This is a genomic window from Streptomyces sp. AHA2 (genome assembly GCF_036857595.1).
Lineage (GTDB): Bacteria > Actinomycetota > Actinomycetes > Streptomycetales > Streptomycetaceae > Streptomyces.
The window spans coordinates 109,599-133,240 of record NZ_JAUQWJ010000007.1; the positions used below are offsets into that span (position 1 = coordinate 109,599).

At 71.7% G+C, this 23,642-nt stretch carries 23 protein-coding genes; 4 read left to right on the forward strand and 19 right to left on the reverse strand.

The genetic code is table 11. The features are described 5' to 3' along the window. Position 1: 1 nt before the first annotated feature. From gatC to Q5694_RS16705, 7 genes are all read right to left on the reverse strand, one after another. Complete coding sequence (gatC, locus tag Q5694_RS16675; protein WP_018531282.1) at positions 2-298, reverse strand: Asp-tRNA(Asn)/Glu-tRNA(Gln) amidotransferase subunit GatC; 297 nt, start codon at positions 296-298, stop codon at positions 2-4. A 254-nt stretch (positions 299-552) separates the two neighbouring features. After that, a complete protein-coding gene (locus Q5694_RS16680) occupies positions 553-2,829 on the reverse strand; it encodes a putative bifunctional diguanylate cyclase/phosphodiesterase (RefSeq protein ID WP_333933829.1) in 2,277 nt (758 codons plus the stop codon). Positions 2,830-3,087: 258 nt separating this feature from the next. Further along, a complete protein-coding gene (gene ligA, locus Q5694_RS16685) occupies positions 3,088-5,283 on the reverse strand; it encodes an NAD-dependent DNA ligase LigA (RefSeq protein WP_333933830.1) in 2,196 nt (731 codons plus the stop codon). 15 nt (positions 5,284-5,298) lie between these two features. Beyond that, a complete protein-coding gene (locus Q5694_RS16690; protein ID WP_333933831.1) occupies positions 5,299-6,306 on the reverse strand; it encodes a methionine synthase in 1,008 nt (335 codons plus the stop codon). Positions 6,307-6,336: 30 nt separating this feature from the next. Then, a complete protein-coding gene (locus Q5694_RS16695) occupies positions 6,337-7,026 on the reverse strand; it encodes an SDR family oxidoreductase (protein WP_333933832.1) in 690 nt (229 codons plus the stop codon). 186 nt (positions 7,027-7,212) lie between these two features. Continuing rightward, positions 7,213-7,752 carry a TIGR00730 family Rossman fold protein gene (locus Q5694_RS16700; protein WP_333933833.1) on the reverse strand — a complete coding sequence of 180 codons (540 nt, stop codon included), beginning with the start codon at positions 7,750-7,752 and terminating at the stop codon, positions 7,213-7,215. After that, positions 7,749-8,552, reverse strand: a complete 804-nt coding sequence (locus Q5694_RS16705) for a class I SAM-dependent DNA methyltransferase (protein ID WP_333933834.1) — start codon at positions 8,550-8,552, stop codon at positions 7,749-7,751. Before Q5694_RS16705 ends, Q5694_RS16700 begins: the two co-directional genes overlap by 4 nt. Before the next feature lie 80 nt (positions 8,553-8,632). On the opposite strand from Q5694_RS16705, the gene Q5694_RS16710 reads away from it, so the two are divergent. Together Q5694_RS16710 and Q5694_RS16715 are read left to right on the forward strand one after the other, a co-directional pair. Further along, positions 8,633-8,956, forward strand: a complete 324-nt coding sequence (locus tag Q5694_RS16710; protein ID WP_333933835.1) for a DUF427 domain-containing protein — start codon at positions 8,633-8,635, stop codon at positions 8,954-8,956. Positions 8,957-9,017: 61 nt separating this feature from the next. Continuing rightward, positions 9,018-9,800: an alpha/beta fold hydrolase gene (locus tag Q5694_RS16715; protein ID WP_333933837.1), complete on the forward strand. Its 783-nt coding sequence runs from the start codon at positions 9,018-9,020 to the stop codon at positions 9,798-9,800. A 44-nt stretch (positions 9,801-9,844) separates the two neighbouring features. Here the strand turns inward: Q5694_RS16715 and mnmA are convergent, their stop codons facing one another. Next, positions 9,845-10,975, reverse strand: coding sequence for a tRNA 2-thiouridine(34) synthase MnmA (mnmA, locus tag Q5694_RS16720; protein WP_333933839.1), 1,131 nt, complete (start codon positions 10,973-10,975; stop codon positions 9,845-9,847). Positions 10,976-11,035: 60 nt separating this feature from the next. Between mnmA and Q5694_RS16725 the strand changes: the two genes are divergently transcribed. Next, the gene (locus Q5694_RS16725) at positions 11,036-11,701 is read left to right on the forward strand and encodes an N-acetylmuramoyl-L-alanine amidase (RefSeq protein WP_333933840.1); all 666 of its coding nucleotides are present in this window, start codon (positions 11,036-11,038) and stop codon (positions 11,699-11,701) included. 338 nt (positions 11,702-12,039) lie between these two features. Here Q5694_RS16725 and Q5694_RS16730 read toward each other — a convergent pair whose 3' ends face one another. The 3 genes from Q5694_RS16730 to Q5694_RS16740 all read right to left on the reverse strand — a co-directional run bounded on the left by Q5694_RS16730 (position 12,040) and on the right by Q5694_RS16740 (position 13,817). After that, on the reverse strand, positions 12,040-13,209 hold the full coding sequence (locus Q5694_RS16730) for a cysteine desulfurase family protein (protein ID WP_333933841.1): 1,170 nt from the start codon (positions 13,207-13,209) through the stop codon (positions 12,040-12,042). Positions 13,210-13,343: 134 nt separating this feature from the next. After that, positions 13,344-13,610, reverse strand: coding sequence for a DUF4190 domain-containing protein (locus Q5694_RS16735; protein WP_333933842.1), 267 nt, complete (start codon positions 13,608-13,610; stop codon positions 13,344-13,346). Between the two features lie 45 nt (positions 13,611-13,655). Next, the gene (locus Q5694_RS16740) at positions 13,656-13,817 is read right to left on the reverse strand and encodes a hypothetical protein (protein WP_333933843.1); all 162 of its coding nucleotides are present in this window, start codon (positions 13,815-13,817) and stop codon (positions 13,656-13,658) included. Between the two features lie 116 nt (positions 13,818-13,933). Between Q5694_RS16740 and Q5694_RS16745 the strand changes: the two genes are divergently transcribed. Then, entirely contained in the window at positions 13,934-14,572 is a 639-nt protein-coding gene (locus tag Q5694_RS16745; protein WP_333933845.1) for a TetR family transcriptional regulator, read from the forward strand. An 87-nt stretch (positions 14,573-14,659) separates the two neighbouring features. On the opposite strand, the gene Q5694_RS16750 is transcribed toward Q5694_RS16745, so the two are convergent. The 8 genes from Q5694_RS16750 to Q5694_RS16785 form a co-directional block, all read right to left on the reverse strand. After that, a complete protein-coding gene (locus Q5694_RS16750; RefSeq protein ID WP_333933846.1) occupies positions 14,660-15,520 on the reverse strand; it encodes a thioesterase family protein in 861 nt (286 codons plus the stop codon). A 75-nt stretch (positions 15,521-15,595) separates the two neighbouring features. Further along, positions 15,596-16,270, reverse strand: a complete 675-nt coding sequence (locus Q5694_RS16755) for a trimeric intracellular cation channel family protein (protein ID WP_333933847.1) — start codon at positions 16,268-16,270, stop codon at positions 15,596-15,598. Between the two features lie 64 nt (positions 16,271-16,334). Next, positions 16,335-17,468, reverse strand: a complete 1,134-nt coding sequence (locus Q5694_RS16760; RefSeq protein ID WP_333933848.1) for an ABC transporter ATP-binding protein — start codon at positions 17,466-17,468, stop codon at positions 16,335-16,337. Then, complete coding sequence (locus Q5694_RS16765) at positions 17,465-18,550, reverse strand: ABC transporter ATP-binding protein (RefSeq protein ID WP_333933849.1); 1,086 nt, start codon at positions 18,548-18,550, stop codon at positions 17,465-17,467. Before Q5694_RS16765 ends, Q5694_RS16760 begins: the two co-directional genes overlap by 4 nt. Further along, positions 18,547-19,557, reverse strand: a complete 1,011-nt coding sequence (locus tag Q5694_RS16770) for an ABC transporter permease (RefSeq protein ID WP_333933850.1) — start codon at positions 19,555-19,557, stop codon at positions 18,547-18,549. Before Q5694_RS16770 ends, Q5694_RS16765 begins: the two co-directional genes overlap by 4 nt. 91 nt (positions 19,558-19,648) lie before the next feature. Then, a complete protein-coding gene (locus Q5694_RS16775; protein ID WP_333933851.1) occupies positions 19,649-21,418 on the reverse strand; it encodes an ABC transporter substrate-binding protein in 1,770 nt (589 codons plus the stop codon). Positions 21,419-21,426: 8 nt separating this feature from the next. Then, positions 21,427-22,425, reverse strand: coding sequence for an ABC transporter permease (locus Q5694_RS16780; protein WP_333933852.1), 999 nt, complete (start codon positions 22,423-22,425; stop codon positions 21,427-21,429). 330 nt (positions 22,426-22,755) lie between these two features. Beyond that, positions 22,756-23,556 carry an enhanced serine sensitivity protein SseB C-terminal domain-containing protein gene (locus tag Q5694_RS16785; protein ID WP_333933854.1) on the reverse strand — a complete coding sequence of 267 codons (801 nt, stop codon included), beginning with the start codon at positions 23,554-23,556 and terminating at the stop codon, positions 22,756-22,758. Between the last annotated feature and the right edge of the window lie 86 nt (positions 23,557-23,642).

A 23,642-nucleotide genomic window follows, 5' to 3' on the forward strand; every position in this document is an offset into this window, starting at 1 on the left:
CCTAGTCCTCCCCCAGGATCTGCGGCACCTTGAAACGCTGCTGCTCCTGGGCCGGGGCGCCGGAGAGCGCCTGCTCGGGGGTGAGCGACGGACGGACCTCGTCCGCCCGCATGACGTTCGTCAGCGGGAGCGGGTGCGAGGTCGGCGGTACGTCTTGGTCGGCGACCTCGCTGACGCGGGCGACCGCGCCGATGATGTCGTCGAGCTGGCCTGCGAAGTGGTCGAGCTCTTCGGGCTTCAGCTCCAGACGCGCCAGCCGGGCGAGGTGGGCGACCTCCTCGCGCGTGATGCCAGGCATGCAGCGATCCTCTGGGGTGAGTGAACGGGTTTGGCCCAATCCTATGGGTCCGGGACCGGTGACCGTGAAACGGTTTGCCGTGCCCGCGACCGGCGGCCGCCCCGGGGACCGGCGCCCGGGAAACGGTGTGCCGTGCACGTGACCGGCGGCGGCCCCCCTTCCGCGAGGCCGGGAGGATCGGCGCCCGGCGAACCAGGGGACGGCCGGGCCGCCGGACGGTCCGGCGAGCGTGACCGGGCCCCGGCGGACATCTCCTACTCGTCGGCCGTCGCCGCCGGCAGGGCGGCGCGCGGGCGCTGCCATCCCCGCGGTCCCCGCGCCCGCAGCCACGCCGTGGTCTCCTCGGGCGGCATCGCCGCCGCGACCAGCCAGCCCTGCACGGCGTCGCAGCCGAGGTCGCGCAGGCGCTCCCAGGTCTCGTCGTCCTCGACGCCCTCGGCGACGACGAGCAGCCCGAGGGAGTGCGCCAGGTCGACCGTGCAGCGCACGATCTCGGCGTCCTCGGTGTCGATCGCGAGCCGGGCCACGAAGGAGCGGTCGATCTTCAGTTCGCTGACGGGCAGCCGGCGCAGGTGCACCAGCGAGGAGTAGCCCGTGCCGAAGTCGTCGAGGGACATCTTCACGCCGTGCCCGGTCAGCGCGTTGAGGGTGTCGGCGGCCCGCTGCGGGTCCTCCAGCAGCACGTGCTCGGTGATCTCCAGCTGGAGCGCTCCCGCCGGGACGCCGTGGCGGGCCAGCCGGGCGGCGACGGAACCGGCGAAGCCGGGGGTGTGCACGTCGCGTGGGGAGACGTTCACCGCGACCGGCACGAACAGACCCTGCTCGCGCCAGCGGGCGACCTGGCCGAGCGCGGTCTCCAGCACGTACTCGGTGAGGTGCGGCATCAGGCCGGAGGACTCGGCGATGGCTATGAACTCGTCCGGCGGCACCTTGCCCCGCTCCGGGTGCACCCAGCGCACCAGGGCTTCCAGCCCCGCGACCTGGCCGTCGAAGCGGACCTTGGGCTGGTAGTGCAGGTGCACCTCGTGCGCGTCGAGGGCGCGGCGCAGATCGCCCAGCAGGCCGAGCCGGTCGGGGGTGTTGGAGTCCCGCTTGGACTCGTAGACCTCCACTCCCGTGCGGTCCCGCTTCGCCTGGTACATCGCCACGTCCGCGCGGCGCAGCAGTCCTTCGGCGTCCAGGGCGTGGTCGGGGAAGACGGCGACCCCGGCGCTGGCCTCCAGCACGAGGGTGAGGCCGTCGAGGTCGAGCGGGGAGCTGAGCGCGGCGACGAGGGTGCGCGCGACGCGGGTCGCGGAGGTGGTGGAGTCGGCGACCGGCAGTAAGACGGCGAACTCGTCGCCGCCGAGCCGGGCGGCCTCGGCGCCGCGCGGCAGGGCCACCCGAAGCCGGTCGGCGATCTGCAGCAGCAGCCGGTCGCCGGCGAGATGACCGAGGGTGTCGTTGACCGACCGGAACCGGTCGAGGTCGATCAGCATCAGGGCGGCGCGGGCGTCGATCCGCTCCGCGTCGTCCAGCGCGGTCCAGATCCGCTCCAGCAGCCACTGACGGTTGGGCAGCCCGGTCAGCGGGTCGCGCAGCTGCTCCTCCGCCCGGGCCCGGGCTATCCACAAGGTGGAGTCCAGCGCCACGAGGGGGATGGCGAACAGCGGCAGCAGGATGGGTTTGGCCACGGCGACCACACACACCAGGGGCGCGATCCCCAGCAGCGCGACCGCGACCAGGCCCTGCCGGACCAGGGCGGTGCGCGCGACGGTGGGCAGGCCGGGGCGCGGGGCGTGCAGGTACCAGAGCAGGACCCGGGTGACGGCCAGGTAGGCGACGGCGACCAGGGCGACCTGCGGGCCGGTGGCGAGGCTCCAGGAGGCGGGCTCCGACGGGGACTCGACGGAGGGCACCGTGCCGAAGGCGGCCAGCACCAGGGCCCCGGCGCCGATGCCGAGCAGGTCGACGGCCCCGTGCAGCACGCCCTGGCGCCAGCGGTTGCGCCGGGCGACCCCGACCAGGACGACGACGGTGAGGCTGACCATGCCGGCCGGGACCCAGCCGTACAGCAGCAGCACGGCGAGGGTGAGGGCGGCGCCCGAGCCGGTGCCGCCCCACCACCGGGAGCGGCCGAGCATGACGAGGTGGCCGACGATGATGCCGGTCAGCACCGCCAGCGACCAGCCGGCCGTGCCCGACGGGAAGAGGGCGTGACCGCCGGTGAAGGCGCGCTGGAAGCCGGCGCCCAGGACGAGCCCGGCCGCCGCGACGACGGTTGCGGGCAGCGCGGGCCAGGAGGGGTGCCGGTCGGTGTCGGCCGCGCCGAGGGCGGGCCGGGATCCGTCGCCCGGTCCGGCACCGCCGCGGCCGTCCGGCCCGGCCGCGCGCCCGCTGGTGTGCCCGTCCGCGGTGTACCGTCCGGCGGCGCGCACCCCCGCGCCCGGACGTCCCGCCGGCCGGCCCGCCCCACGGACTGCGCGCCAGGCGACCGCCATGCGGCCCAGGCGCAGCCGTGAGCCCGGCACGGCGCTCTCGGTCGGTTCCATTCCCGTCCCTCTCACAGCCGGCGGTGCCCACGCCACGCGGGCCGGTGCCCGACAACCTCAACGGCCCGCGCTGGAAAACCCTTCCCCGTGCCCCTGCCCGAGCACGGAGATGCCCCGACCGCAGCTGGGCACGGCAGGCGCACGTCTCAACAGTAGGCCGCGGAAGGCTTCCTCGGGCGGCGGTCGCCGACGGTTGCCCGAATGCGCCCCGGCCACCCGTATGCATCTGGTATGCGCCGAACGGGTGGCCTTCAACCGCTACTCCTCGGACGAAAGAGCGACTTCGGCCGCCGCTTCGGCTCCCTGCTCCAGCAGGACGCCGAAGCCCTCCTCGTTCAGAACCGGAACCTTCAGCTGCATCGCCTTGTCGTACTTGGACCCCGGGCTGTCACCCACGACCACGAACGACGTCTTCTTCGAGACAGAACCGGTGACCTTCGCCCCGCGGCTCTGCAGCGCCTCCTTGGCGCCGTCCCGCGTGTAGTTCTCCAGGGTGCCGGTGACGACCACCGTGAGTCCTTCGAGGGGGCGCGGGCCCTCGTCCTCGCCGGTGCTCTCCCCCTCCATGCGGACGCCGGCGGCCTTCCACTTGCGGATGATCTCGCGGTGCCAGTCCTCGGCGAACCACTGCTTCAGGGAGGCCGCGATGGTCGGGCCCACGCCGTCGGTGACGGCCAGCTCCTCCTCGCTGGCCTGGTCGATCCGCTCGATCGAGCGGAACTCGCGGGCCAGCGCCTCGGCCGCGACCGGCCCGACATGGCGGATCGACAGGCTGGTGAGGATGCGGGCCAGGGGGCGCTCCTTGGCCGCGGCGATGTTCTCCAGCATGGCGACCGCGTTCTTGCGGGGTTCGCCGTGCTGGTTGGCGAAGATCGTGGCGACCTTCTCCTCGCCGGTCTTCGGGTCGCGCTTGGGCAGGCCGCTGTCCGGGTCGAGGACGTGGGCCTTGATGGGCAGCAACTGCTCGATGGTCAGGTCGAACAGGTCGCCCTCGTCCACCAGCGGCGGCGTCTTCGGCTCCAGCGGGGCGGTCAGGGCGGCGGCGGCGACATAGCCGAAGTGCTCGATGTCCAGCGCCTTGCGGCCCGCGAGGTAGAACAGGCGCTCGCGCAACTGGGCGGGGCAGCTGCGGGCGTTGGGGCAGCGCAGGTCGACGTCGCCCTCCTTCATGGGCCGCAGCGGCGTACCGCACTCGGGGCACTCGCCGGGCATGACGAACTCGCGCTCGCTGCCGTCGCGCAGGTCGGCGACGGGCCCGAGGATCTCCGGGATGACGTCACCGGCCTTGCGCAGCACCACCGTGTCCCCGATGAGGACGCCCTTGGCCTTGACGACGTCCTGGTTGTGCAGCGTCGCGAACTCGACCTCGGAGCCGGCGACCGTGACCGGCTCGACCTGGGCGTACGGGGTGACCCGGCCCGTACGGCCCACGCCCACGCGGATGTTGACGAGTTTGGTGTTGACCTCCTCCGGCGCGTACTTGTACGCGATGGCCCAGCGCGGGGCGCGCGAGGTGGAGCCGAGGCGGCCCTGGAGGGGGATCTCGTCGAGCTTGACGACCACGCCGTCGATCTCGTGCTCCACGGAGTGGCGGTTCTCGCCGTAGTGGGCGATGAAGTCCCGTACGCCGTCGAGTCCGTCGACCACCCTGTTGTGCCGGGAGGTCGGCAGGCCCCAGGTCTTGAGCAGGTCGTAGGCCTGGGAGAGGCGGGTCAGGCCGGTGAAGCCCTGCAGGGCGCCGATGCCGTGGACGACCATGTGCAGCGGGCGGGTGGCGGTGACGCGCGGGTCCTTCTGGCGCAGCGAACCGGCCGCCGCGTTGCGGGGGTTGGCGAAGGGCTTGTCGCCGGCCTCGACGAGACGGGCGTTCAGCTCCTGGAACTTCTCCATCGGGAAGTAGACCTCGCCGCGGATCTCCACGAGGTCGGGCACGTCGTCACCGTGGAGGCGGTCGGGGATCTCGGCGATCGTGCGGACGTTGGGCGTGATGTCCTCGCCCGTACGGCCGTCGCCCCGGGTCGCGGCCCGGGTGAGGCGGCCGTGCTCGTAGGTGAGGTTGACGGCGAGGCCGTCGACCTTCAGCTCGCACAGGAAGTGGTAGGTCTGCTCGCCCAGTTCACGGGCGATGCGCTCGGACCAGGCGGCGAGCTCGTCGTCGTTGAAGGTGTTGTCCAGGGAGAGCATCCGCTCGCGGTGCGCGACGGCCGTGAACTCCGTCTCGTAGGACCCGGAGACCTTCTGGGTCGGGGAGTCCGGGGTGCGCAGCTCGGGATACTCCTCCTCCAGTCCCTCCAGGGTCCGCAGGAGCTGGTCGAACTCCGCGTCGCTGACGACGGGAGCGTCCTTCACGTAGTAGCGGAAGCGGTGCTCCTCGATCTGCTCCGCGAGGCGCGCGTGCTTCTCCCGTGCCTCGGCGGGCACCGTCGTCGTCTCCGCTTGCTGGTCGCCGGCCACCGTGTCGTCCTCCCGTTACTCTGGGTTGTCCGCGAGGGATCTCGCCGCCCTGGCGCAGTGGGCGAGAGCCGCGCGCGCGTACTGCGGGGAGGCCCCCGCCAGTCCGCACGCCGGGGTGACCGTCACCGCCTCCGCGAGAAGCCCCGGAGACAGTCCCAGCCTGCGCCACAGCGTCCTGACACCCATGACGCTACCGGCAGGGTCTGACAATGGGCCCTCCGCGGCCGGGACGACACCGGCGAAGAGCCGGGTGCCGCCCTCCACCGCCTCTCCGATCGCGTCGTCGTCACGCTCGGTGAGCAAGGAGAAGTCGAAGGAGACGGCCGCCACGCCCGCCCGGCGGAGCAGGGCGAAGGGGACGTCCGGGGCGCAGGAGTGGACGGCGACGGGCCCGTCCGCGTGCACCGCGACCAGGTCGCGCAGCGTCTGCTCGGCGACCTGCCGGTCCACGGCCCGGTGCGTGCGGTAGCCGCTGGCGGTCCTCACCTGCCCGCGCAGGGCGGCGGTGAGGGACGGCTCGTCGAGCTGCAGGACGAGCTGCGCACCCGGGACCCGCCGCCGCACCTCGGCCAGGTGCTGGCGCAGCCCCTCGGCGAGGGAGGCGGCCAGGTCGCGGCAGGCGCCGGCGTCGGACAGGGCGGCCTCGCCGTTACGCAGCTCCAGGTTGGCCGCGAGGGTCCACGGCCCGACGGCCTGGACCTTCAGCGGTCCCCGGTACTCCTGCGTGAACTCCTCCAGCGCGTCGAGGTCCTCGCCGAGCCAGGACCGGGCCCGCTTGGTGTCCCGGCCCGGCCGGTCCCCCAGCCGCCAGCCGCTGGGCTCCACGCGCGCGTACAGCTCGACGAGCATGCCGGCGGTCCGCCCGATCATGTCCGCGCCGGGACCCCGGGCGGGCAGTTCGGGCAGGAAGGGGAAGTCCTCGAAGCTCCCGGTGACCGTCTTGGCGGCCTCCCGGGCGTCACCGCCGGGCATGGACCCCACGCCGGTGGCGGCACCGAACCTGAACTGGCTGTTTTCGCTCACCGCAACAGCCTAGTGAACGCGGTGCCGCGCTCAGGCGCCCGGCCGCACGGTCAGGTCGTTGACCTCGGCGTCCCGCGGCAGGTCCAGGGCCATCACGACGGTCGTGGCCACCGACTCCGGGTCGATCCAGCGCGCGGCGTCGTACTCCTTGCCCTCCTGCTGGTGGACCTTGGCCTGCATGGGGCTGGCCGTGCGGCCCGGGTAGACCGAGGTGACCCGCACGCCGTTGCCGTGCTCCTCGTGGCGCAGGGAGTCGGCGAGGGCCTTCAGGCCGTGCTTGGAGGCGGCGTAGGCGGACCAGCCGGCGTGCGCGTTGAGTCCGGCGCCGGAGTTGACGAACAGCACGTGACCGCGGGCGGCGCGCAGCTGCGGCAGGAAGTGGCGGGTCAGCTCGGCGGGGGCGACGAGGTTGACGTTGAGCTGGTGGCGCCAGGTCTTCGGGGTGAGCTCGCCGACCGGGCCGAGGTCGACCACGCCGGCGATGTGCAGCAGGGAGTCCACCCGGTCCGGCAGCGACTGGTGGGAGAAGGCCCAGGACAGTTTGTCGGGGTCGGCGAGGTCGCCGACCAGGGTCCTCGCGCCGGGGAACGCGGCGGCCAGTGCCTTGGCGCGGCCCGCGTCGCGCGCGTGCAGCACGAGGTCGTCCCCGCGCGCGTGCAGGCGGCGGGCCACGGCCGCGCCGATGCCGGAGCCGGCTCCGGTGATCACATGAGTAGCCATGGGCGCCATGCTCGCATCACCCGGGCACCGCACCGGGTACCGGGCCGCGCCCGGCACCTGCGGGGCCCGCAGCGCCTACCGGCCGCACCCGGCGTCGGCGGGGCCGCACCGGGCACACCCGCCGCACCCGGCCCCGGCGGGACCGCAGCGGACACCGGCCGTGCCCCGCTCCCCCGCCGGGCCGGGTCAGGCGATGCCCCGGCTCTCCTCCAGGTAGGCCAGGGCCCCGACCGGCTCCTCGGCGAAGAACACCAGCTCGGTGAGCGGGCGGGGCAGGAAGCCCTCCGCCTCCATGCGCCGGAACTGCTCCTTCAGCCCGTCGTAGAAACCGGCCGTGTTGAGCAGGACCACCGGCATGTCGGTGTGCCCGTGCTTCTTCAGCTCCAGGATCTCGGTGGCCTCGTCGAGCGTGCCCGTGCCGCCGACCATGACGACCACGGCGTCGGCCTTCTCTAGCAGCAGCCTCTTGCGCTCGGCGAGGTCCTCCGCGATCACCATCTCGTCGACACCGGGCCGGGCCTTGGCCGCGAGGAAGCGCACGGACACGCCGGTCAGCCGGCCGCCCGCCTCCTGCACGCCGTCGGCGACCACCTTCATCAGGCCGACGTCCGAGCCGCCCCACACGAGCGTGTGACCGCCCTTGCCCAGCAGTTCGGCGAACTCGCGGGCGGGCCGGGTGTAGCGCTCGTCGAGGTCGGCGGCGGAGAGGAAGACGCAGATGTTCATGCGCCCACGGTACGGTCCCGGCCGGAGGCGACGGTGAGGCGCATCTTGGACTGCCGGTGGGGCAGCCGCTCCCAGTCCTCCATGAACCGGGCGTCCAGGCCGTGCCGTGCGGCCAGTTCGGCCAGGGTGCGCGTGCGGTAGTAGAAGTCCTCGTGCAGCACCTGGTGCTCCTCGCCCTCCGTGCGGTCGAAGGTGAAGTCGAAGAACCCGCCGGGGGCGAGGATGCGTCCGACGTGGGCGAAGCACTCCTCGATGACGTGCGGCGGGGAGTGGGAGAAGACGCTGTGCGCGTGCACCACGTCGAAGTGCCCCTCGGGCAGGAACGCGAAGGTGAGGTCGTCGGCGAGGGTCAGGTGCGGCAGCTTGGCCTGCAGTTTGTCGGCCACCAGGGTGTCCTGGGCGGCGAGCAGGATGTGCGGCGAGATGTCGATGCCGTAGTAGTTCCCCGTGTCGAGGTGGCCGATGAACAGCCGTCCGGCGCGCAGGTTGCCGCAGCCGATGTCCAGCATCCGGTGGTGGGGCCGCAGGCCGTGGCCGACGAGGTAGTCGAACTGCAGGCGCCCGATGCGCTCCCACTGTTCGCGTGAGGGGTTGTGGCCCACCGCGGCCTCGACGCTGCGGGCCGCGTCGGAGGCCATGACGGCCCGGTAGTAGGCGATGTGGTCGCGGTGGCGCAGCCGCAGCAGGGCGTCCCGCGCCGCGCGCCGGGCGTGCGCGGGGACCCGCTCGGGGTGGCGCAGGGCGTAACGGACCTGGTGCAGCAGGCTGGAGCGGTTGCCGGACCTGACCGTGGCGCGCATGGGGCCTCCTGCGGCGGGGGAAGAACTCGGCTTCAGCCTGCGCTGTATTCGAGGAGTCGGCTACCCGAGGAGGGGCGATCGTGACGACAGGACATCGCATCACCGTGGAGCGGAGCGACCGGCACGTGCGCGTGGTGCACGACGGGGAGGTCCTCGCGGACAGCGACCGGGCCCTGGTCCTGCGCGAGACGGGCTGTCCGGACCGGTACTACCTCCCGCCCGAGGACGTGCGCCTGGACCTGCTGACACCGTCGGACACGCACACGTACTGCCCGTTCAAGGGCACCGCCGCCTACTGGTCGCGGCCCGGCGCGGACGACCTCGTCTGGGCGTATCCCGACCCGAAGCCGGATGTCGCCGGGATCAAGGACCACCTGTGCTTCTACGAGGTGGAAGTGGTGTGATCGGCTGACGCGCGGCTGGCCTCACCGATGAAGCCCGCGCGGTGCGGCAGTCTGCATGGGCATGGACAAGAAGACCCTTTCGCGCGACGGCACCCGCATCGCCTACGAGAGCACCGGGCAGGGCCCCGCGGTCGTGCTGGTGAGCGGCGCGATGTCGACGGGCGGCACCCTGGCGCCGCTGGCCGTGTCGCTCTCGGAGCGTTTCCGGGCCGTCGTGTACGACCGGCGGGGCCGCGGCGCCAGCGGCGACACCGCGCCCTACGCCGTGGAACGTGAGGTCGAGGACCTGGCGGCGGTGATCGAGGCGGTGGGCGGCGAGGCGTTCCTGTACGGCATCTCCTCGGGCGGGGCACTGGCCCTGGAGGCGGCGGCGGCCGGACTGCCGGTGCGGCGCGTCGCGGTGTACGAGACGCCGTTCGCCATGTCCGAGGAGGGCGCCGAGGAGCGCGCGGAGTACACCAGGAGGCTGACGGAGGCGCTCGGCGAGGGTCGGCGCGGGGACGCGGTGGAGCTGTTCCTGCGGCTGACCGGCCTGGCCGAGAACGTGATCCAGGGTGCCCGCCAGTCCCCGATGTGGGCCGGCATGGAGTCGATGGCCCCGAGCCTGGCCTACGACGACGCCGTGATGCGCGACGGCCGGGTCCCGCGCGACCGCCTGGGCTCGGTCGGGGTGCCGGTCCTGGCGGTCGCGGGCGAGGCGAGCCCCGGGTGGCTGCGCGAGGCGGCGCGGGCGATCGCGGACTGCGTGCCGCAGGGCGCCTACCGGGCGCTGCAGGGCCAGACGCACATGGTGGAGCCGAACGTGCTGGCGCCGGCGCTGACGGAGTTCTTCGGCCGGGTCTGACCGGGCCCACGCGTGGGTGGGCCCGGTGAGGCCGCCTCGGCGGGTCAGGCCACCCCGGCCGTGGCCCGCACGGTCGACGCGATGGTCGCCGAGCCCACCACGCGCGTGCCGTCGTACAGCACGATCGCCTGGCCGGGGGCCACCCCGCGGACCGGTTCGGTGAAGGTGACCCGCAGGGCGCCGTCGACCGGTTCGGCGGTGACCTCGGTCTCGCCGCCGTGGGCGCGCAGCTGGGCCGTGTAGGTGCCGGGGCCGGTGGGGGCGGCGCCGCACCAGCGCGGCTTGATCGCCCGCAGCCCGGTGACGTCTAGGGCGTCGGCCGGGCCGACCGTCACCGTGTTGTTCACCGGGGAGATGTCGAGGACGTAGCGGGGCTTGCCGTCGGCGGCGGGCGTGCCGATGCGCAGTCCCTTGCGCTGGCCGATCGTGAAGCCGTACGCGCCCTCGTGGGTGCCCAGCTTGTTGCCGGCCTCGTCGACGATGTCGCCCTCCGCCTTGCCCAGCCGCCGCGACAGGAAGCCCTGGGTGTCGCCGTCGGCGATGAAGCAGATGTCGTGCGAGTCGGGCTTCCTGGCCACCGCCAGACCGCGCCGCTCGGCCTCCGCGCGGATCTCGTCCTTGGTGGTGACGGTGTCGCCGAGCGGGAACAGGGCGTGGGCGAGCTGCCGGTCGTCCAGCACACCGAGGACGTAGGACTGGTCCTTGGCCAGGTCGGAGGCGCGGTGCAGCTCCCGGGTGCCGTCCTCGCGGACGATCACCTTGGCGTAGTGGCCGGTGCAGACGGCGTCGAAGCCGAGGGCGAGCGCCTTGTCGAGGAGGGCGGCGAACTTGATCTTCTCGTTGCAGCGCAGGCAGGGGTTGGGCGTGCGGCCGGCCTCGTACTCGGCGACGAAGTCCTCGACGACGTCCTCGCGGAAGCGGTCGGCGAGGTCCCACACGTAGAAGGGGATGCCGATGACGTCGGCGGCGCGGCGGGCGTCGCGGGAGTCCTCGATGGTGCAGCAGCCCCGCGCGCCGGTCCGGAAGGACTGGGGGTTGGCGGAGAGCGCGAGGTGCACGCCGGTCACGTCGTGGCCCGCTTCGGCCGCGCGGGCGGCGGCGACGGCGGAGTCGACGCCGCCGGACATGGCGGCCAGGACGCGGAGGGGGCGGGAGCGCTGCGGGGTCTCAGTCATAACCCCTCCAGGGTACGGGGGCGCGGGAACCGGGGCCGCCGGGTATCCGTTGACGATCACATGGGAGAGCGGAAGGCTTCGAAGGACGGCGACCGGAAGGTCGGCCGCCGCGCGCTGCTGATCGGCGGCACGGTGGCCGCGGCGGGTTCGGCCGTGCTGGCCCGGGACGAGCTGGCGCGGCTGTGGTGGCGCACGCCCGGCGTGGAGAAGCCCCGCAAGGAGGGCGAGGTCGACCACGCGGGCGCGCGCTGGGTGGCCGCGTCGGAGGCGAACTGGCGCCGTGCGGACCGGCCCGACGACTACGGCATAGACATGGTGATCGTCCATGTGACGCAGGGCAGTTTCGACAGCGCGGTGAAGGCCTTCCAGGACCCGGGCCACAAGGCGGCCACGCACTACATCGTCCGCCAGGACGGGCACGTCGCGCAGATGATCCGTGAGCTGGACGTGGCCTACCACGCGGGCAACCGCTCCTACAACGAGCGCAGTGTCGGCATCGAGCACGAGGGCTTCGTGGACCGCCCGCAGGACCTCACGGACGAGATGTACGAGGCCTCGGCCCGGCTCACCGCCCGGATATGCGCCCGCTACGACATCCCCGTCGACCGCGAGCACATCATCGGCCACGTGGAGGTCCCGGGCACGGACCACACCGACCCGGGGCCGCACTGGGACTGGGACAGGTACATGCGGCTGGTGCGCCGGGCGCGCACCGCGCCCGCCTGACCGGGCCGGCGTCAGAGCAGGGCGGCGAGCAGGGCGACGGCGGGTGCCAGCCCCTGGCCCAGCGCGCCGCGCCGCGACCGCGGGAACGACACGGCGAAGGCGACGGCGACACCACCAGGAAGGCGCACAGGAAGAGGACCGGCGTGCGCCCGGCGGTCTCGTCGCCGGTGTGCAGGGCCGCGACCCGGGCGGGGAGTCCGAGGCCGAGCAGGATGTCGTACACGGCGACCCCGGAGCGCCACAGCGTCACCTCGGGCGCGTCCGCCGTGGACGTGGTGAGCAGGAGCCGGACCGGGCGGACGGTGGGTGCACGCGGGGCGCTCCGCCGGTCCCCGGGCCTAGGTCAGCCCCGCAGCCCGGGCCCGTTCCACCACCGGGCCGATGGCCTTGGCCAGGGCCTCGACGTCGGCCTCGGTGGAGGTGTGGCCGAGGGAGAAGCGCAGGGTGCCGCGGGCGAGGTCCGGATCGGTGCCGGTGGCCAGGAGGACGTGACTGGGCTGGGCGACGCCGGCGGTGCAGGCGGAGCCGGTGGAGCACTCGATGCCCTGGGCGTCGAGGAGCAGCAGCAGGGAGTCGCCCTCACAGCCGGGGAAGGTGAAGTGCGCGTTGGCGGGCAGGCGTCCGGCCGGGTCCGGGTCGCCGCCGAGCACGGCGTCCGGGACGGCCCGGAGGACGGCGGTGACGAGGGCGTCGCGCAGGGCTCCGATCTCGCGGGCGAACCACTCGCGCTGCTCGGCGGCGAGCCGCCCGGCGACCGCGAAGGAGGCGATGGCGGGCACGTCGAGGGTGCCGGAGCGCACGTGCCGCTCCTGGCCGCCGCCGTGCAGGACGGGCACGGGGGTGTGTTCCCGGCCGAGGACGAGCGCGCCGATGCCGTAGGGGCCGCCGATCTTGTGGCCGGACACCGTCATCGCGGCGAGGCCGGACGCGGCGAAGTCCACGGGGATCTGGCCGAAGGCCTGGACGGCGTCCGAATGCAGCGGGACGCCGAACTCTGCGGCCGCGCCGGCCAGTTCGCGGACCGGCAGGATCGTCCCGATCTCGTTGTTGGCCCACATGACGGTGGCGAGGGCCACGTCTTCGGGGTTGCGCGCGATGGCCTCGCGCAGGGTGTCGGGGTGGACGCGGCCGTGGGCGTCGACGGGCAGGTACTCGACGGTGGCGCCCTCGTGTTCGCCGAGCCAGTGCACGGCGTCGAGGACCGCGTGGTGCTCGACGGGGCTGGCGAGGACGCGGGTGCGGGCCGGGTCGGCGTCCCGGCGCGACCAGTACAGGCCCTTGACGGCGAGGTTGTCGGCCTCCGTGCCGCCCGAGGTGAAGACGACCTCGCTGGGGCGGGCGCCGAGGGCCTCGGCGAGGGACTCGCGGGCCTCCTCGACGGTGCGGCGGGCCTGCCTGCCCGAAGCGTGGAGGGACGACGCGTTGCCGGTGGCACCCAGCTGGGCGGTGAACGCCTCAACCGCCTCCGGGAGCATCGGGGTGGTCGCGGCGTGGTCGAGGTAAGCCATGGTGAGCCCGATTCTACGGCTCCCCCGCGCGGGTCCCGGATCGCGCCCGGCCCGACCCGGACCGCTCCTCGCGCGGCGTCGGCCCGTCGTCCGCGGGCCCGGCCGTCCTGCGGCGCGGACGGACGCCGTCGGGGTCACAGGCTCCAGGAGACGGAGCCGTCGACCTGCATGAAGGCCGCCAGGACCACCAGGTCGGCGATGCCGAGACCCAGGCCGAGGAGCGCGCGGCCGCGGCGCTCGGTGCCGCGCCACAGGGCGACGCTCGCCAGCACGATGGCGATGGGGCCGAGCAGGAGGTTCAGCACGAGCAGGCCGAGCAGGCCGAGGACGAAGGACGCGACGGCCATGCCGTCGGTGTCGCGGAGGCCGGTGCGGCGCGAGGCCGGGGCGGTGAGCTGCATGGTGATCGACTCCCGAAGTGGGTGCGGTCGTGCGGCGGTCGGTGGTCAGCGGGCCTGCGTGTGGCGGCGGCCACGCTCGCGCAGCGCGAAGACGGCGAGCCAGATGGCGATGACGATGCCCACGCCGACGGAGAAGGTGAGCGGTGCGTGGGCCACGGTGCCCAGCAGGACACCCAGCAGCAGCAGCGCGGCGACGATGAACAGCACGGGAAACAGCTCCCTGAGTTTCGGTGGACGATTGTGGTTACAGTTGTTCACTGACTTCCCAGTCTAGCGTCTCTCATGACTTTCCAATTTCAGAGAACAGTTGTTAACTGCATGGTATGAGTCACACCCTCGGGATCCGGCAGGCCCAGAAACAGAAGACCCGGCAGGCGCTCCTGGACGCGGCCCTGGGGCTGCTGGAGGAGCAGAGCCTGAGCAGCCTCGGGCTGCGCGAGGTCACCCGCGCCGTCGGGGTCGCCCCGACCGCCTTCTACCGCCACTTCCGCTCCACGGCGGATCTGGGCGTGGCCCTGGTCGAGGAGGCGCTGGGCAGCCTGCACCCGATGATCCGGACGACGGTGTCCACGACGGGTGACCACGAGGAACGCGTCACGCGCACCATCGACCTGATCGCCCGTCACGTCGACGGGTACCCCGCGCACGTGCGGTTCATCGCCCGGGAACGGCACGGCGGGGTCCAGCCGGTGCGCGAGGCCATACGGGACCAGCTGTCGCGCTTCGCCCGGGAGGTGAGGGACGAGCTGGCCAAGGACCCGGTGTCGCGGGGCTGGAGCGGGGACGACCTGCTGATGCTGGCCCACCTCTACGTGGACCAGATGCTGAGCACGGCGTCGCTGTTCCTGGAGGCGCTGGAGGGCCCCGAGGAGGAACGCGAGGAGCGCAGGCGGCGGGTCGCGCAGGTGGCGGCCCGTCAGATGCGGCTGATCGGCCTGGGCCGCCGGCATTGGCTCGATTGACCGGCCCGCGAACACCCAGGGGCGGCACGCCCGTTCACCGGACGTGCCGCCCCTGCCGCTCACAAGACCCCGCCGGGGCGCCGGGGTTCAGCCCAGCCGTACCCGCGCCAGCTGGCGGGACTGGGCCACCAGCCGGTCCGCGCTGTCCCAGACCTCGGCGTCCTCCTCCAGGAAGCCGCCGGCGAGGTTGCGCGTGGTGATCGACACCCGCAGCGGACCCGGGGCCGGGCGGCACCGGACGTGCACGGTCAGCTCGACGGTCGGCACCCAGCCCTTCAGGCCCATCTCGAAGGCGGTCGGCGGCAGGGCGTCGACCGCGAGCAGCAGGGCGAGCGGGTCGGGGTCGCGCCCGTCCTTCAGGCCGAACCAGGCCCGCATCTCGCCCTTGCCGGACGGCTGCCCGAGGGCCCAGCCGAGGGTGGACGGGTCGAGCTTCAGCATCAGGCGCTCGGTGATCGCCGAACTGCCGTCCACGGGGGCGGGTCCGTCCTCGGGGCCGAAGCAGTGCTCCGGCGGCGGGATCGCGGGCGGCCGGGCCGTGGTGCGGACGTCGTCGGGCAGGGCGTCCAGGTCGCCGTAGGAGGCCAGGACACGGATGCGTTCGACCTCGTGGCCCTCGTCGTCGTACTGGAAGAGCGAGGCCTGGCCGGTCGACAGGGTGCGGCCGGTGCGGACGACGTCCGTGCGGACCACGGCCGGGCCGGGCTGGGACGCGGTCAGGTAGTGCGCCGAGACGGTGAAGGGGTCGGCGTGCGGCAGGGCGTCCGCGAGGGCGCGGCCGAGGACGGCCAGCAGGTAGCCGCCGTTGACGGCGCTGATGATCGTCCAGCCGGCGGAGAGGTCGATGTCGTACACGCCGGGCGCGCGGCGGGTCAGCGCGGTGTCGCGGTCGAACTCGCTGTCGCCGATCGTGGCCCGGACGGCCGGGGCGGAGGCTGCTTCTGGCATGGCTGAACAGTACAAGAATCAGCTACTAAGCGGTAGCTTTTGTATTCCCCTCCTCCAAGAAGGGCGCCCGGGCCGTCACGGCAGCACGGGCTGCTCCTCCTCGCTCACCGTCGACCGGCGGTGCCATGCCCGCGGGGCCCGCCAGTGGTAGCGCATCGCCAGCAGGCGCAGCACGAAGGCGGTGATCACCGCGAGGGAGCTGGTGAACGGGTTGAGGGCGTCGTAGCGGATGCACAGGGCGACCAGGGCGGCGCCGACGATCGCCGGGACCGCGTAGAGGTCGCGGTCCCAGCGCAGCAGGGACGGCACCTCGTTGGCGAGGACGTCCCGCAGCACGCCCCCGCCCACCGCGGTGGTGAGCCCCAGGCCGGCGGAGGCGGTCAGGCCCAGCCCGTACTCGTACGCCTTGGTGGTGCCGGCGACGCAGAACAGGCCGAGACCCGCCGCGTCGAAGACGTTCACGGCGACCTGGATGCGCTCCACCTGGGGGTGCAGGAAGAACACCAGGAGCGTGGCGAGCAGCGGCGTGAGGAAGTACCCCAGGTCCGTGAAGGCGGCGGGCGGGACGGCCCCGATGACCAGGTCGCGGAAGAGCCCGCCGCCCAGCGCGGTGACCTCGGCGAGGACCGCCATGCCGAAGACGTCGAAGTTCTTGCGCACGGCCAGCAGCGCGCCGGAGATCGCGAAGACGAAGATGCCGATCAGGTCGAGCGTGTGCTGGACGGACGGACTGAAGAGTTGCTGGAGCACCCGTGCATTTTCCCCCACGGGTGAGCCCCCGCCCCGATGTGCCGGGGCGGGGGCTCGGGCGGAGTCACTTCTGCACGGGCGTGGCGGCGTTCTCCACCGTGACGTCCTTGGCCGAGGACAGCAGCTCGGTGTCCTGCGGCTGCTGGTCCTCGAAGTTCTCCGGGTGGTGGCAGGCGACGCGCTGCCCGGCCCGCAGCTCCACCAGCGGCGGCTCGGTCGTCTTGCAGATCTGCGTCGCCTTCCAGCACCGGGTGTGGAAGCGGCAGCCGCTCGGCGGCGCGATCGGCGAGGGCACGTCGCCCTTGAGCAGGATGCGCTCGCTCTTGACGCCCCGGCGCTTGGGGTCCGGGATCGGCACCGCCGACAGCAGTGCCTTGGAGTACGGGTGCATCGGCGACTTGTAGAGCTTGTCGCGGTCGGCCAGCTCGACGATCTTGCCGAGGTACATCACCGCGATGCGGTCCGAGACGTGCCGGACGACCGACAGGTCGTGCGCGATGATCACGTAGGTCAGGCCGAGTTCCTGCTGGAGGTCGTCCAGCAGGTTCACCACCTGCGCCTGGATCGACACGTCCAGCGCGGAGACCGGCTCGTCGGCCACCACCAGCTTGGGGTTGAGCGCGAGCGCGCGGGCGATGCCGATGCGCTGGCGCTGGCCGCCGGAGAACTCGTGCGGATAGCGGTTGTAGTGCTCGGGGTTCAGGCCGACCACCGACAGCAGCCGCTGGACCTCCTTCTTGACCCCGCCCTCGGGCTCGACGCCCTGCAGCCGGAAGGGGGCGCCGACGATCGTGCCGATCGTGTGCCGCGGGTTCAGCGAGGAGTACGGGTCCTGGAAGATCATCTGGACGTCGCGGCGCATCGGGCGCAGCTCGCCGGTCTTCAGGTGCGTGATATCCCTGCCCTCGAACTCGACCGTGCCGCCGGTCGGTTCGAGCAGCCGGGTGATCAGCCGGCCCATGGTGGACTTGCCGCAGCCCGACTCGCCGACGACGCCGAGCGTCTCGCCCTTGCGGACCTCGAAGTCGATGCCGTCGACGGCGCGGACCGCGCCGGTCTGCCGCTGGAGCAGGCCCTTGCGGATCGGGAAGTGCTTCTCCAGGCCGCTCACCTTCAGCAGGACCTCGCCGTCGGCGGTGTCCTCGGTGAGGGTGGGTGCGCTGGTGTCCGGTTCGCTCACCGTTTTGTCGTCGCTCACAGCTTCGGCGCAATCTCTTCGGTCCAGATACGCTCCCGCTGCTCCTGGGTCATGTGGCAGGCGGCCCAGTGCGAGCCGCCGACCTCGGTCAGCTCGGGACGGACCGTGCGGGTGACGTTGTCCTTCGGGATGTCCGCGTACGGGCAGCGCGGGTGGAAGGCGCAGCCGGACGGGAGGTTGATGAGGGAGGGCGGCGCGCCCTTGATCGGGATGAGCCGGTCGGTCTCCTCGCGGTCCAGACGCGGCATCGAGCCGAGCAGGCCCCAGGTGTAGGGGTGCCGGGGCTCGGAGAACACGTCCCCGGCGGGGCCGCGCTCCACGCACCGGCCGCCGTACATGACCAGCAGGTCGTCGGCCATCTCGGCCACCACGCCCAGGTCGTGGGTGATCATGATGACCGCGGAGCCGAACTCCTTCTGCAGGTCCCGGATCAGGTCGAGGATCTGCGCCTGGACGGTGACGTCCAGGGCGGTGGTCGGCTCGTCGGCGATGAGCAGCTCCGGGTTGTTCACCAGGGCCATGGCGATCATGGCGCGCTGGCGCATACCGCCGGAGAACTCGTGCGGGTAGCTGTCGACGCGCTTGCCGGGCTCGGGGATGCCGACCCGGTCGAGCATGTCCACCGCCCGCTGCTTGGCGGCCTTCTTGCTGACGTCGTGGTGGACGCGGTACGCCTCCACGATCTGGTGCCCGACGGTGTAGTAGGGGTGCATCGCGGACAGCGGGTCCTGGAAGATCATGGCCATCTTCCGGCCGCGCAGCCGCCGTACGTCGTCGGGGTCGGCCGCGATCAGCTCCTGGCCGTCCAGCCAGACCTCGCCGGTGACCTTGGCGCGCGCCGAGCGGTGCAGGCCCATCACGCCGAGCGAGGTGACGGACTTGCCGGAGCCCGACTCGCCCACGATGCCGAGGGTCTTGCCCTTGCGCACGTCGAAGCTGACGCCGTCGACGGACTTGACCAGGCCGTCGTCGGTGTCGAAGTGGATGCGCAGGTCGCGGACGGACAGGAACGCGTCGTCCGGGGCGGACGGGGCGGTGGTGTCGTCCGGTTCGCCGAGCGCGGCTTTGTCGAGCTTGCTCACGAGTACCTCACCCGGGGGTCGATGGCGGCGTACACCAGGTCGACGATCAAGTTGCAGAAGACGATGAAGAACGCGGCGACCAGGGTCACGCCCATCACGATGGGCAGGTCGTTGTCCTTGATGGCCTGGACCGAGTAGGCGCCGATGCCCTGGAGGGAGAACACCGTCTCGGTGAGCACCGCGGTGCCGACCAGGGTGCCGAAGTCCATGCCGAAGATGGTGACGATCGGGGTGAGCGCGGAGCGCAGGCCGTGCTTGGCGACGACCGTGGACTCGGTCAGGCCCTTGGCCCGGGCCGTGCGGATGTAGTCCTCGCTCATCGTCTCCAGCATGCCCGCCCGGGTGAGCCGGGCGTACAGCGCGGAGAACAGGAAGGCGAGGCTGACCCAGGGCAGCACCAGGTGCCAGGCCCACTCGGCGGGGTTCTCGGTGAACGGGACGTAGTCGATGCTGTCCCAGATGGGGATCTCGTAGACGAAGAGGGCCAGCAGGATCTGGCCGGTGAAGAAGATCGGCAGGGAGACGCCGGCCAGCGCGATGAACATGGAGATGCGGTCGATCGGCTTGCCCTTGCGCAGGGCGGAGATGACACCGGTCGTGACGCCGGAGACCAGCCAGATCACCGCGGCACCGATGGCCAGCGAGAAGGACACCGGGATCCGCTGCTCCAACTGGGGCCACACCTCGATGTGGCTCTTGAAGGAGTACCCGAAGCAGGGTGCGCTGCAGTGCGTCGCGTCAGGGCCGAACTTGTAGTCGGCGCCCACCACGAGGCCCTTGATGAAGTCCCAGTACTGGACGTAGACCGGCTGGTCCAGTCCCAGGTTCTGCTTGATCGCGGCGACGGAGGCGGGGTTCGCGTCCTTGCCGACGTACTGGGTGGCCAACTGGTCGGCCGTCTGCCCCCCGAGGCGGGGAACGAGGAAGAAGATGGCGAAGGTGACTGCGCTGACCACCAGCAGCAACAGCACCGCGCCCATGACGCGTCGGAGGATGTACGCAGCCACAGCTGTACGGCCCCGGGTGGCCGCGGCGGGATCGTCCGCCGCGGCCACCCGTTGCCTTCACCTGCCTTTCGAAAGGATCCGGCCTGCTGAGTTACTTCGAGGAGCTCATCAGCAGGTAGTCGTACATGCCCAGGTAGGCCTGCGTGACCGTGACGTTGTTGGCGGACGCCGGCCGGAGCAGCAGGTTCTTGCGGTAGACCAGCGGGACGACCGAGGCGTTGTCGAGGACCATCTTGTCGATGTCGCCCCAGGCCTTGGTGCGGGCCGCGTCGTCGGTGTTGGCGATCGCGTCCGTCAGGGCCTTGTTGATCTTCGGGTCGTCCAGCTCCATCAGGTTGTTGCCACCGGAGGGCTTGATGGCGGCACCGTTGATGATCTGGTCGAGGAAGCCGTAGCCGGTCGGCCAGTCGGCACCCCAGGCCATCGAGAGCATGCCGAGCTTGTTGTCGTGGACGTAGCTCGGGACACCGGCGAAGTTCGAGAAGTACTTGCCGGAGGGGAACTGCTTGATCTCGATGTTGACGCCGATGTTCTTCAGCGACGCCTGGATGGCGGTCGCGGCAGCGACCTCCGCCGGGCGGTCCGAACGGGCCGTCAGGATCGTGTTGAAGCCGTTCGGCTTGCCGCACGCCTTCAGCTCGGCCTTGGCCTTGGCCACGTCACCCTTGTGACCCTCGGTCGCGTAGGTGTCGAACTTGGTGTAGCCGTTGACCGACGGCGGCAGCAGCGTGGTGGCCACGTCGCCCTTCGGGGAGCCGCCCATCGCGTCCAGCACGGACTGCTTGTTCAGGCCCCACTGGACGGCCTTGCGGCAGTGCTCGTTGTCGAACGGCTTCACGTTGACGTTGAGCGCGATGTACTGCGTGGCACCCGCGTAGGAGCTGTCGGTCTGGTTGGCGTACTTGCCGCGCAGCACCTTCGGCTGGGTCTGCGGCTGCACACCCGTGCCGGCCGCGTCAGCCGTGATCTTGTCGGACAGCAGGTTGTTGTCGACCGTGACCGGGTTGACCTTGAACTTGATCGTGATCTTGTCCGGCAGGGCCTTGCGGATCGGGTCCGTCTTCGGGTCCCACTGCTTGTTCCGCACGAGGGTGGCGCCGCGGCCCTCCTCGTAGGACTGGAACTGGTACGGGCCGGAGGACTGGATGGCCTGGACGTACTTCGCGCCGGTGTCCTTCGCCTGCGGCACGGGGGCCGTCTGGGAGAAGGTCGCCAGGTAGTCGAAGTCGGCGAACGGCTGCTTCAGCTTGAAGACGATCGTCCGGTCGTCCGGCGTCTCGATGGACTTGATGCCCTCGGCGGACTTGTCCTTGTAGGGGCCCTTGTACTTGTCGCCGCCCTGGAGGTAGGCCTTGAAGTACGTCGGGCCGTTGGACAGGGCCTCGGGCGCGAAGTTGGAGCGCTCGATGGCGTACTTGACGTCCTTGGACGTCACCGGGGTGCCGTCCTGGAACTTCACACCCGCACGCAGCTTGTACGTCCAGGTCTTGGCGTCCGGGCTGGACTTGCCGAGGGACTCGGCGAGGTCCGGCACGACCTCCAGGCCTTCCTTGCCCGCGGCCGGCTTGAACGTGGTGAGCGTCCTGCCGTAGAGCCGGGAGAAGTTCTGCACCCAGCCGTAGTACGTGTTGCCCGGGTCGAGGGAGTCCGGCACGTCCGAGTGCTCGTACGTGACCGTCCCTCCCTTCTTGTCCGACGCGTTGACGATCGAGTTCAGCGCGGCGTCCTTCTTGCCGCTGCCTCCCCCGTCGTTGTCGTCGCCTCCGCCGCCGCCGCACGCGGCAGCACCCAGCGACAGTGCCAGGACCGACGCAACGCCGGCGGTCACCCTTCTCGTCTTCACCTGAGGAAGCCCCCTCATTCGATGGATCACTTGCTGCGAGGGTCGAGGGCGTCACGCAGCCCGTCACCCAGCAGGTTGAAGGCCAGGACGGTGATGAAGATCGCCAGTCCGGGCACGAACATGTACTGCGGATCGGCCGTGTAGAGATCCACAGCGTTGCTGAGCATGCCGCCCCAGGAGGCCTGCGGCGGAGCGATACCGACACCGAGGAAGCTCAGCGCGGCCTCGAAAAGGATGTTCGTCGGGATGATCAGCGTCGCGTAGACGAGGATCGGCGCGACGAGGTTCGGGAGCAGCTCCCGGAACAGGATGTACGGGCCGCGCGCCCCGAGGCTCGTGGAGGCCTCGATGAACTCCCGCTTGCGCAGGGTCATGGTCTGGGCCCGCACGATGCGGCCGATGTACGGCCAGCTGAAGAAGCCGATGACGAAGATCAGCACGCTGATGCGCAGCGACAGGCCGTCGAGACCGAAGAACCCGTCCTGCACCGAGGCGGAGATCGAGATGGCGAACAGCAGCAGCGGGAAGGCCAGGAAGGTGTCCATCAGCCTGCTGATGACGCTGTCGATCCAGCCGCCGTAGTAGCCGGCGACGACACCGAGCACGGTGCCGATGCACACGGACAGCAGGGTGGCTCCGCCCGCGACCAGCAGGGAGACCCAGGAGCCGTCGATGATGCGCGCGAGCATGTCGCGGCCGTACTGGGGGTCCACGCCCAGCGGGTGGTCCCAACTCATGCCGCCCCAGCCGCCCTTGGGCGCGAGCAGCGCCGGGTCGATGAGGTCCTGGTTGAACTTGTTGGGATCGAGGCCGAAGACCCACTGGATCGGCTTGGAGAGGACCGCCATCAGCACGAGGAGGATGACGACGACGCCTCCCGCCATCGCCACCTTGTCCCGCTTGAAGCGCATCCAGGCGATCTGGGTGAGCGAACGCCCCTCGATCTGGCTCTTCTTGACCCCGGAGAGCACGGCCTCGGGCTGTGCTCCGGCTTCCGCCCCGGTGGTCTCGATCGGTGCGGTCACGGTGCGATTGACCCCTCTCGGGCCGGCGATCGCCGAGCCCCTGGCTGCCGCTGTAGCGGTTTTGTTTGTCTCGTACACGCGACCGACCGGCCCGTGTCTTGCCGGGAGTCTTCAACGCTTTGGCGATCTGTTGCCAGACTTGGCGGTGAATGGATGCGTAAACGTGATGCTGTCTGGGGGGTTCCGTTATCCGGACAACGGGTAACGGGGGTCGGACGCGTCGTAGCAGGGGCATAGTAGGGCGAATGCGCCCAGGCAGCGCTCATCTACGCGCGGAGAGGTGAACATCCGTCACGTTCGCGAAGGGGTCCGCAGCGGCTCGCGAGACCCTCAGAACCCGCCCTGCGCGGGAGGGTAGCCGTAGCCGGACGCGGGGGCCTGGACGGGGGCGGTGGCGTGGGCCTCGCGGTCGTAGAAGGGGCGGGCCTTGGCCCGCAGCCACATGGCGACCGGGTCGTGCTCGTCCGACATGGCGACGGTCGAGACGGGAAGCCCGTCCGGCACGGCGCCCAGGGACTGCTGCATCATCGCCCGCACGGCGTCCACGGCCGGCGGCGAGGTGTCGTACACGTCCAGTCCGATGGCGAGGTACGGCGCGCCGAGCGCGGGCTGCACCCAGGCGCGGCGCAGCGAGCGGACGGCCGGGGTGCGGTGGGCGTTCTGCGCGAGCAGAGCGTAGAACTGCGGGACCTCGATGGCCGGTTCGGACAGCCGCAGGGGGCCGGCCGGCTGCCGGTCCAGGCCCGTGGCGATCCGCCGCAGGTCGAGCCAGGGGATGCCGACGCCGCCGCCGGGAGCGTGCGGGTTGAGCCAGAGGCCGTAGTGGTCGGGGTAGAGGGCGCGGGCCACGTCGAGCCCGTCGATCACCTCGTAGGAGCGGTTCCAGCCGCTGGCGGACAGCTCCTGGGCGGAGGTGACGCAGGGCGCGTAGCCGTGGCCGTCGACCTCCATCTTTCCGTACTGGGCGTCCGGGGAACCGGCCTGGCCGTGCCACAGGAGCATCCAGATCTGGCCGGTGTGCGGGGTCGCGAGCGCGCGCAGGAGTGCCTCGTAGGCGTCGTAGCGCCCGGGCGTGACCTGGCGCAGCATGTGCTCGACCTGTCCGGCCGCGGCCGTGCCGCTCGCGCTCACCTTTACCGCCCCTTCGTACAACGCCTCGACCGTGACCTAGCTTAAGCCCGCCCACCGGCTCGGGACTTGCCCGCGCGCGGGCGGTG

Coding starts and splice junctions, on each gene's coding strand:
- gatC (WP_018531282.1), bottom strand. CDS start 298: ATGCCTGGCATCACGCGCGAGGAGGTCGCCCACCTCGCCCGGCTGGCG.
- Q5694_RS16680 (WP_333933829.1), bottom strand. CDS start 2,829: ATGGAACCGACCGAGAGCGCCGTGCCGGGCTCACGGCTGCGCCTGGGC.
- Q5694_RS16695 (WP_333933832.1), bottom strand. CDS start 7,026: ATGGCTACTCATGTGATCACCGGAGCCGGCTCCGGCATCGGCGCGGCC.
- Q5694_RS16700 (WP_333933833.1), bottom strand. CDS start 7,752: ATGAACATCTGCGTCTTCCTCTCCGCCGCCGACCTCGACGAGCGCTAC.
- Q5694_RS16705 (WP_333933834.1), bottom strand. CDS start 8,552: ATGCGCGCCACGGTCAGGTCCGGCAACCGCTCCAGCCTGCTGCACCAG.
- Q5694_RS16715 (WP_333933837.1), top strand. CDS start 9,018: ATGGACAAGAAGACCCTTTCGCGCGACGGCACCCGCATCGCCTACGAG.
- mnmA (WP_333933839.1), bottom strand. CDS start 10,975: ATGACTGAGACCCCGCAGCGCTCCCGCCCCCTCCGCGTCCTGGCCGCC.
- Q5694_RS16725 (WP_333933840.1), top strand. CDS start 11,036: ATGGGAGAGCGGAAGGCTTCGAAGGACGGCGACCGGAAGGTCGGCCGC.
- Q5694_RS16730 (WP_333933841.1), bottom strand. CDS start 13,209: ATGGCTTACCTCGACCACGCCGCGACCACCCCGATGCTCCCGGAGGCG.
- Q5694_RS16735 (WP_333933842.1), bottom strand. CDS start 13,610: ATGCAGCTCACCGCCCCGGCCTCGCGCCGCACCGGCCTCCGCGACACC.
- Q5694_RS16745 (WP_333933845.1), top strand. CDS start 13,934: ATGAGTCACACCCTCGGGATCCGGCAGGCCCAGAAACAGAAGACCCGG.
- Q5694_RS16750 (WP_333933846.1), bottom strand. CDS start 15,520: ATGCCAGAAGCAGCCTCCGCCCCGGCCGTCCGGGCCACGATCGGCGAC.
- Q5694_RS16775 (WP_333933851.1), bottom strand. CDS start 21,418: ATGAGGGGGCTTCCTCAGGTGAAGACGAGAAGGGTGACCGCCGGCGTT.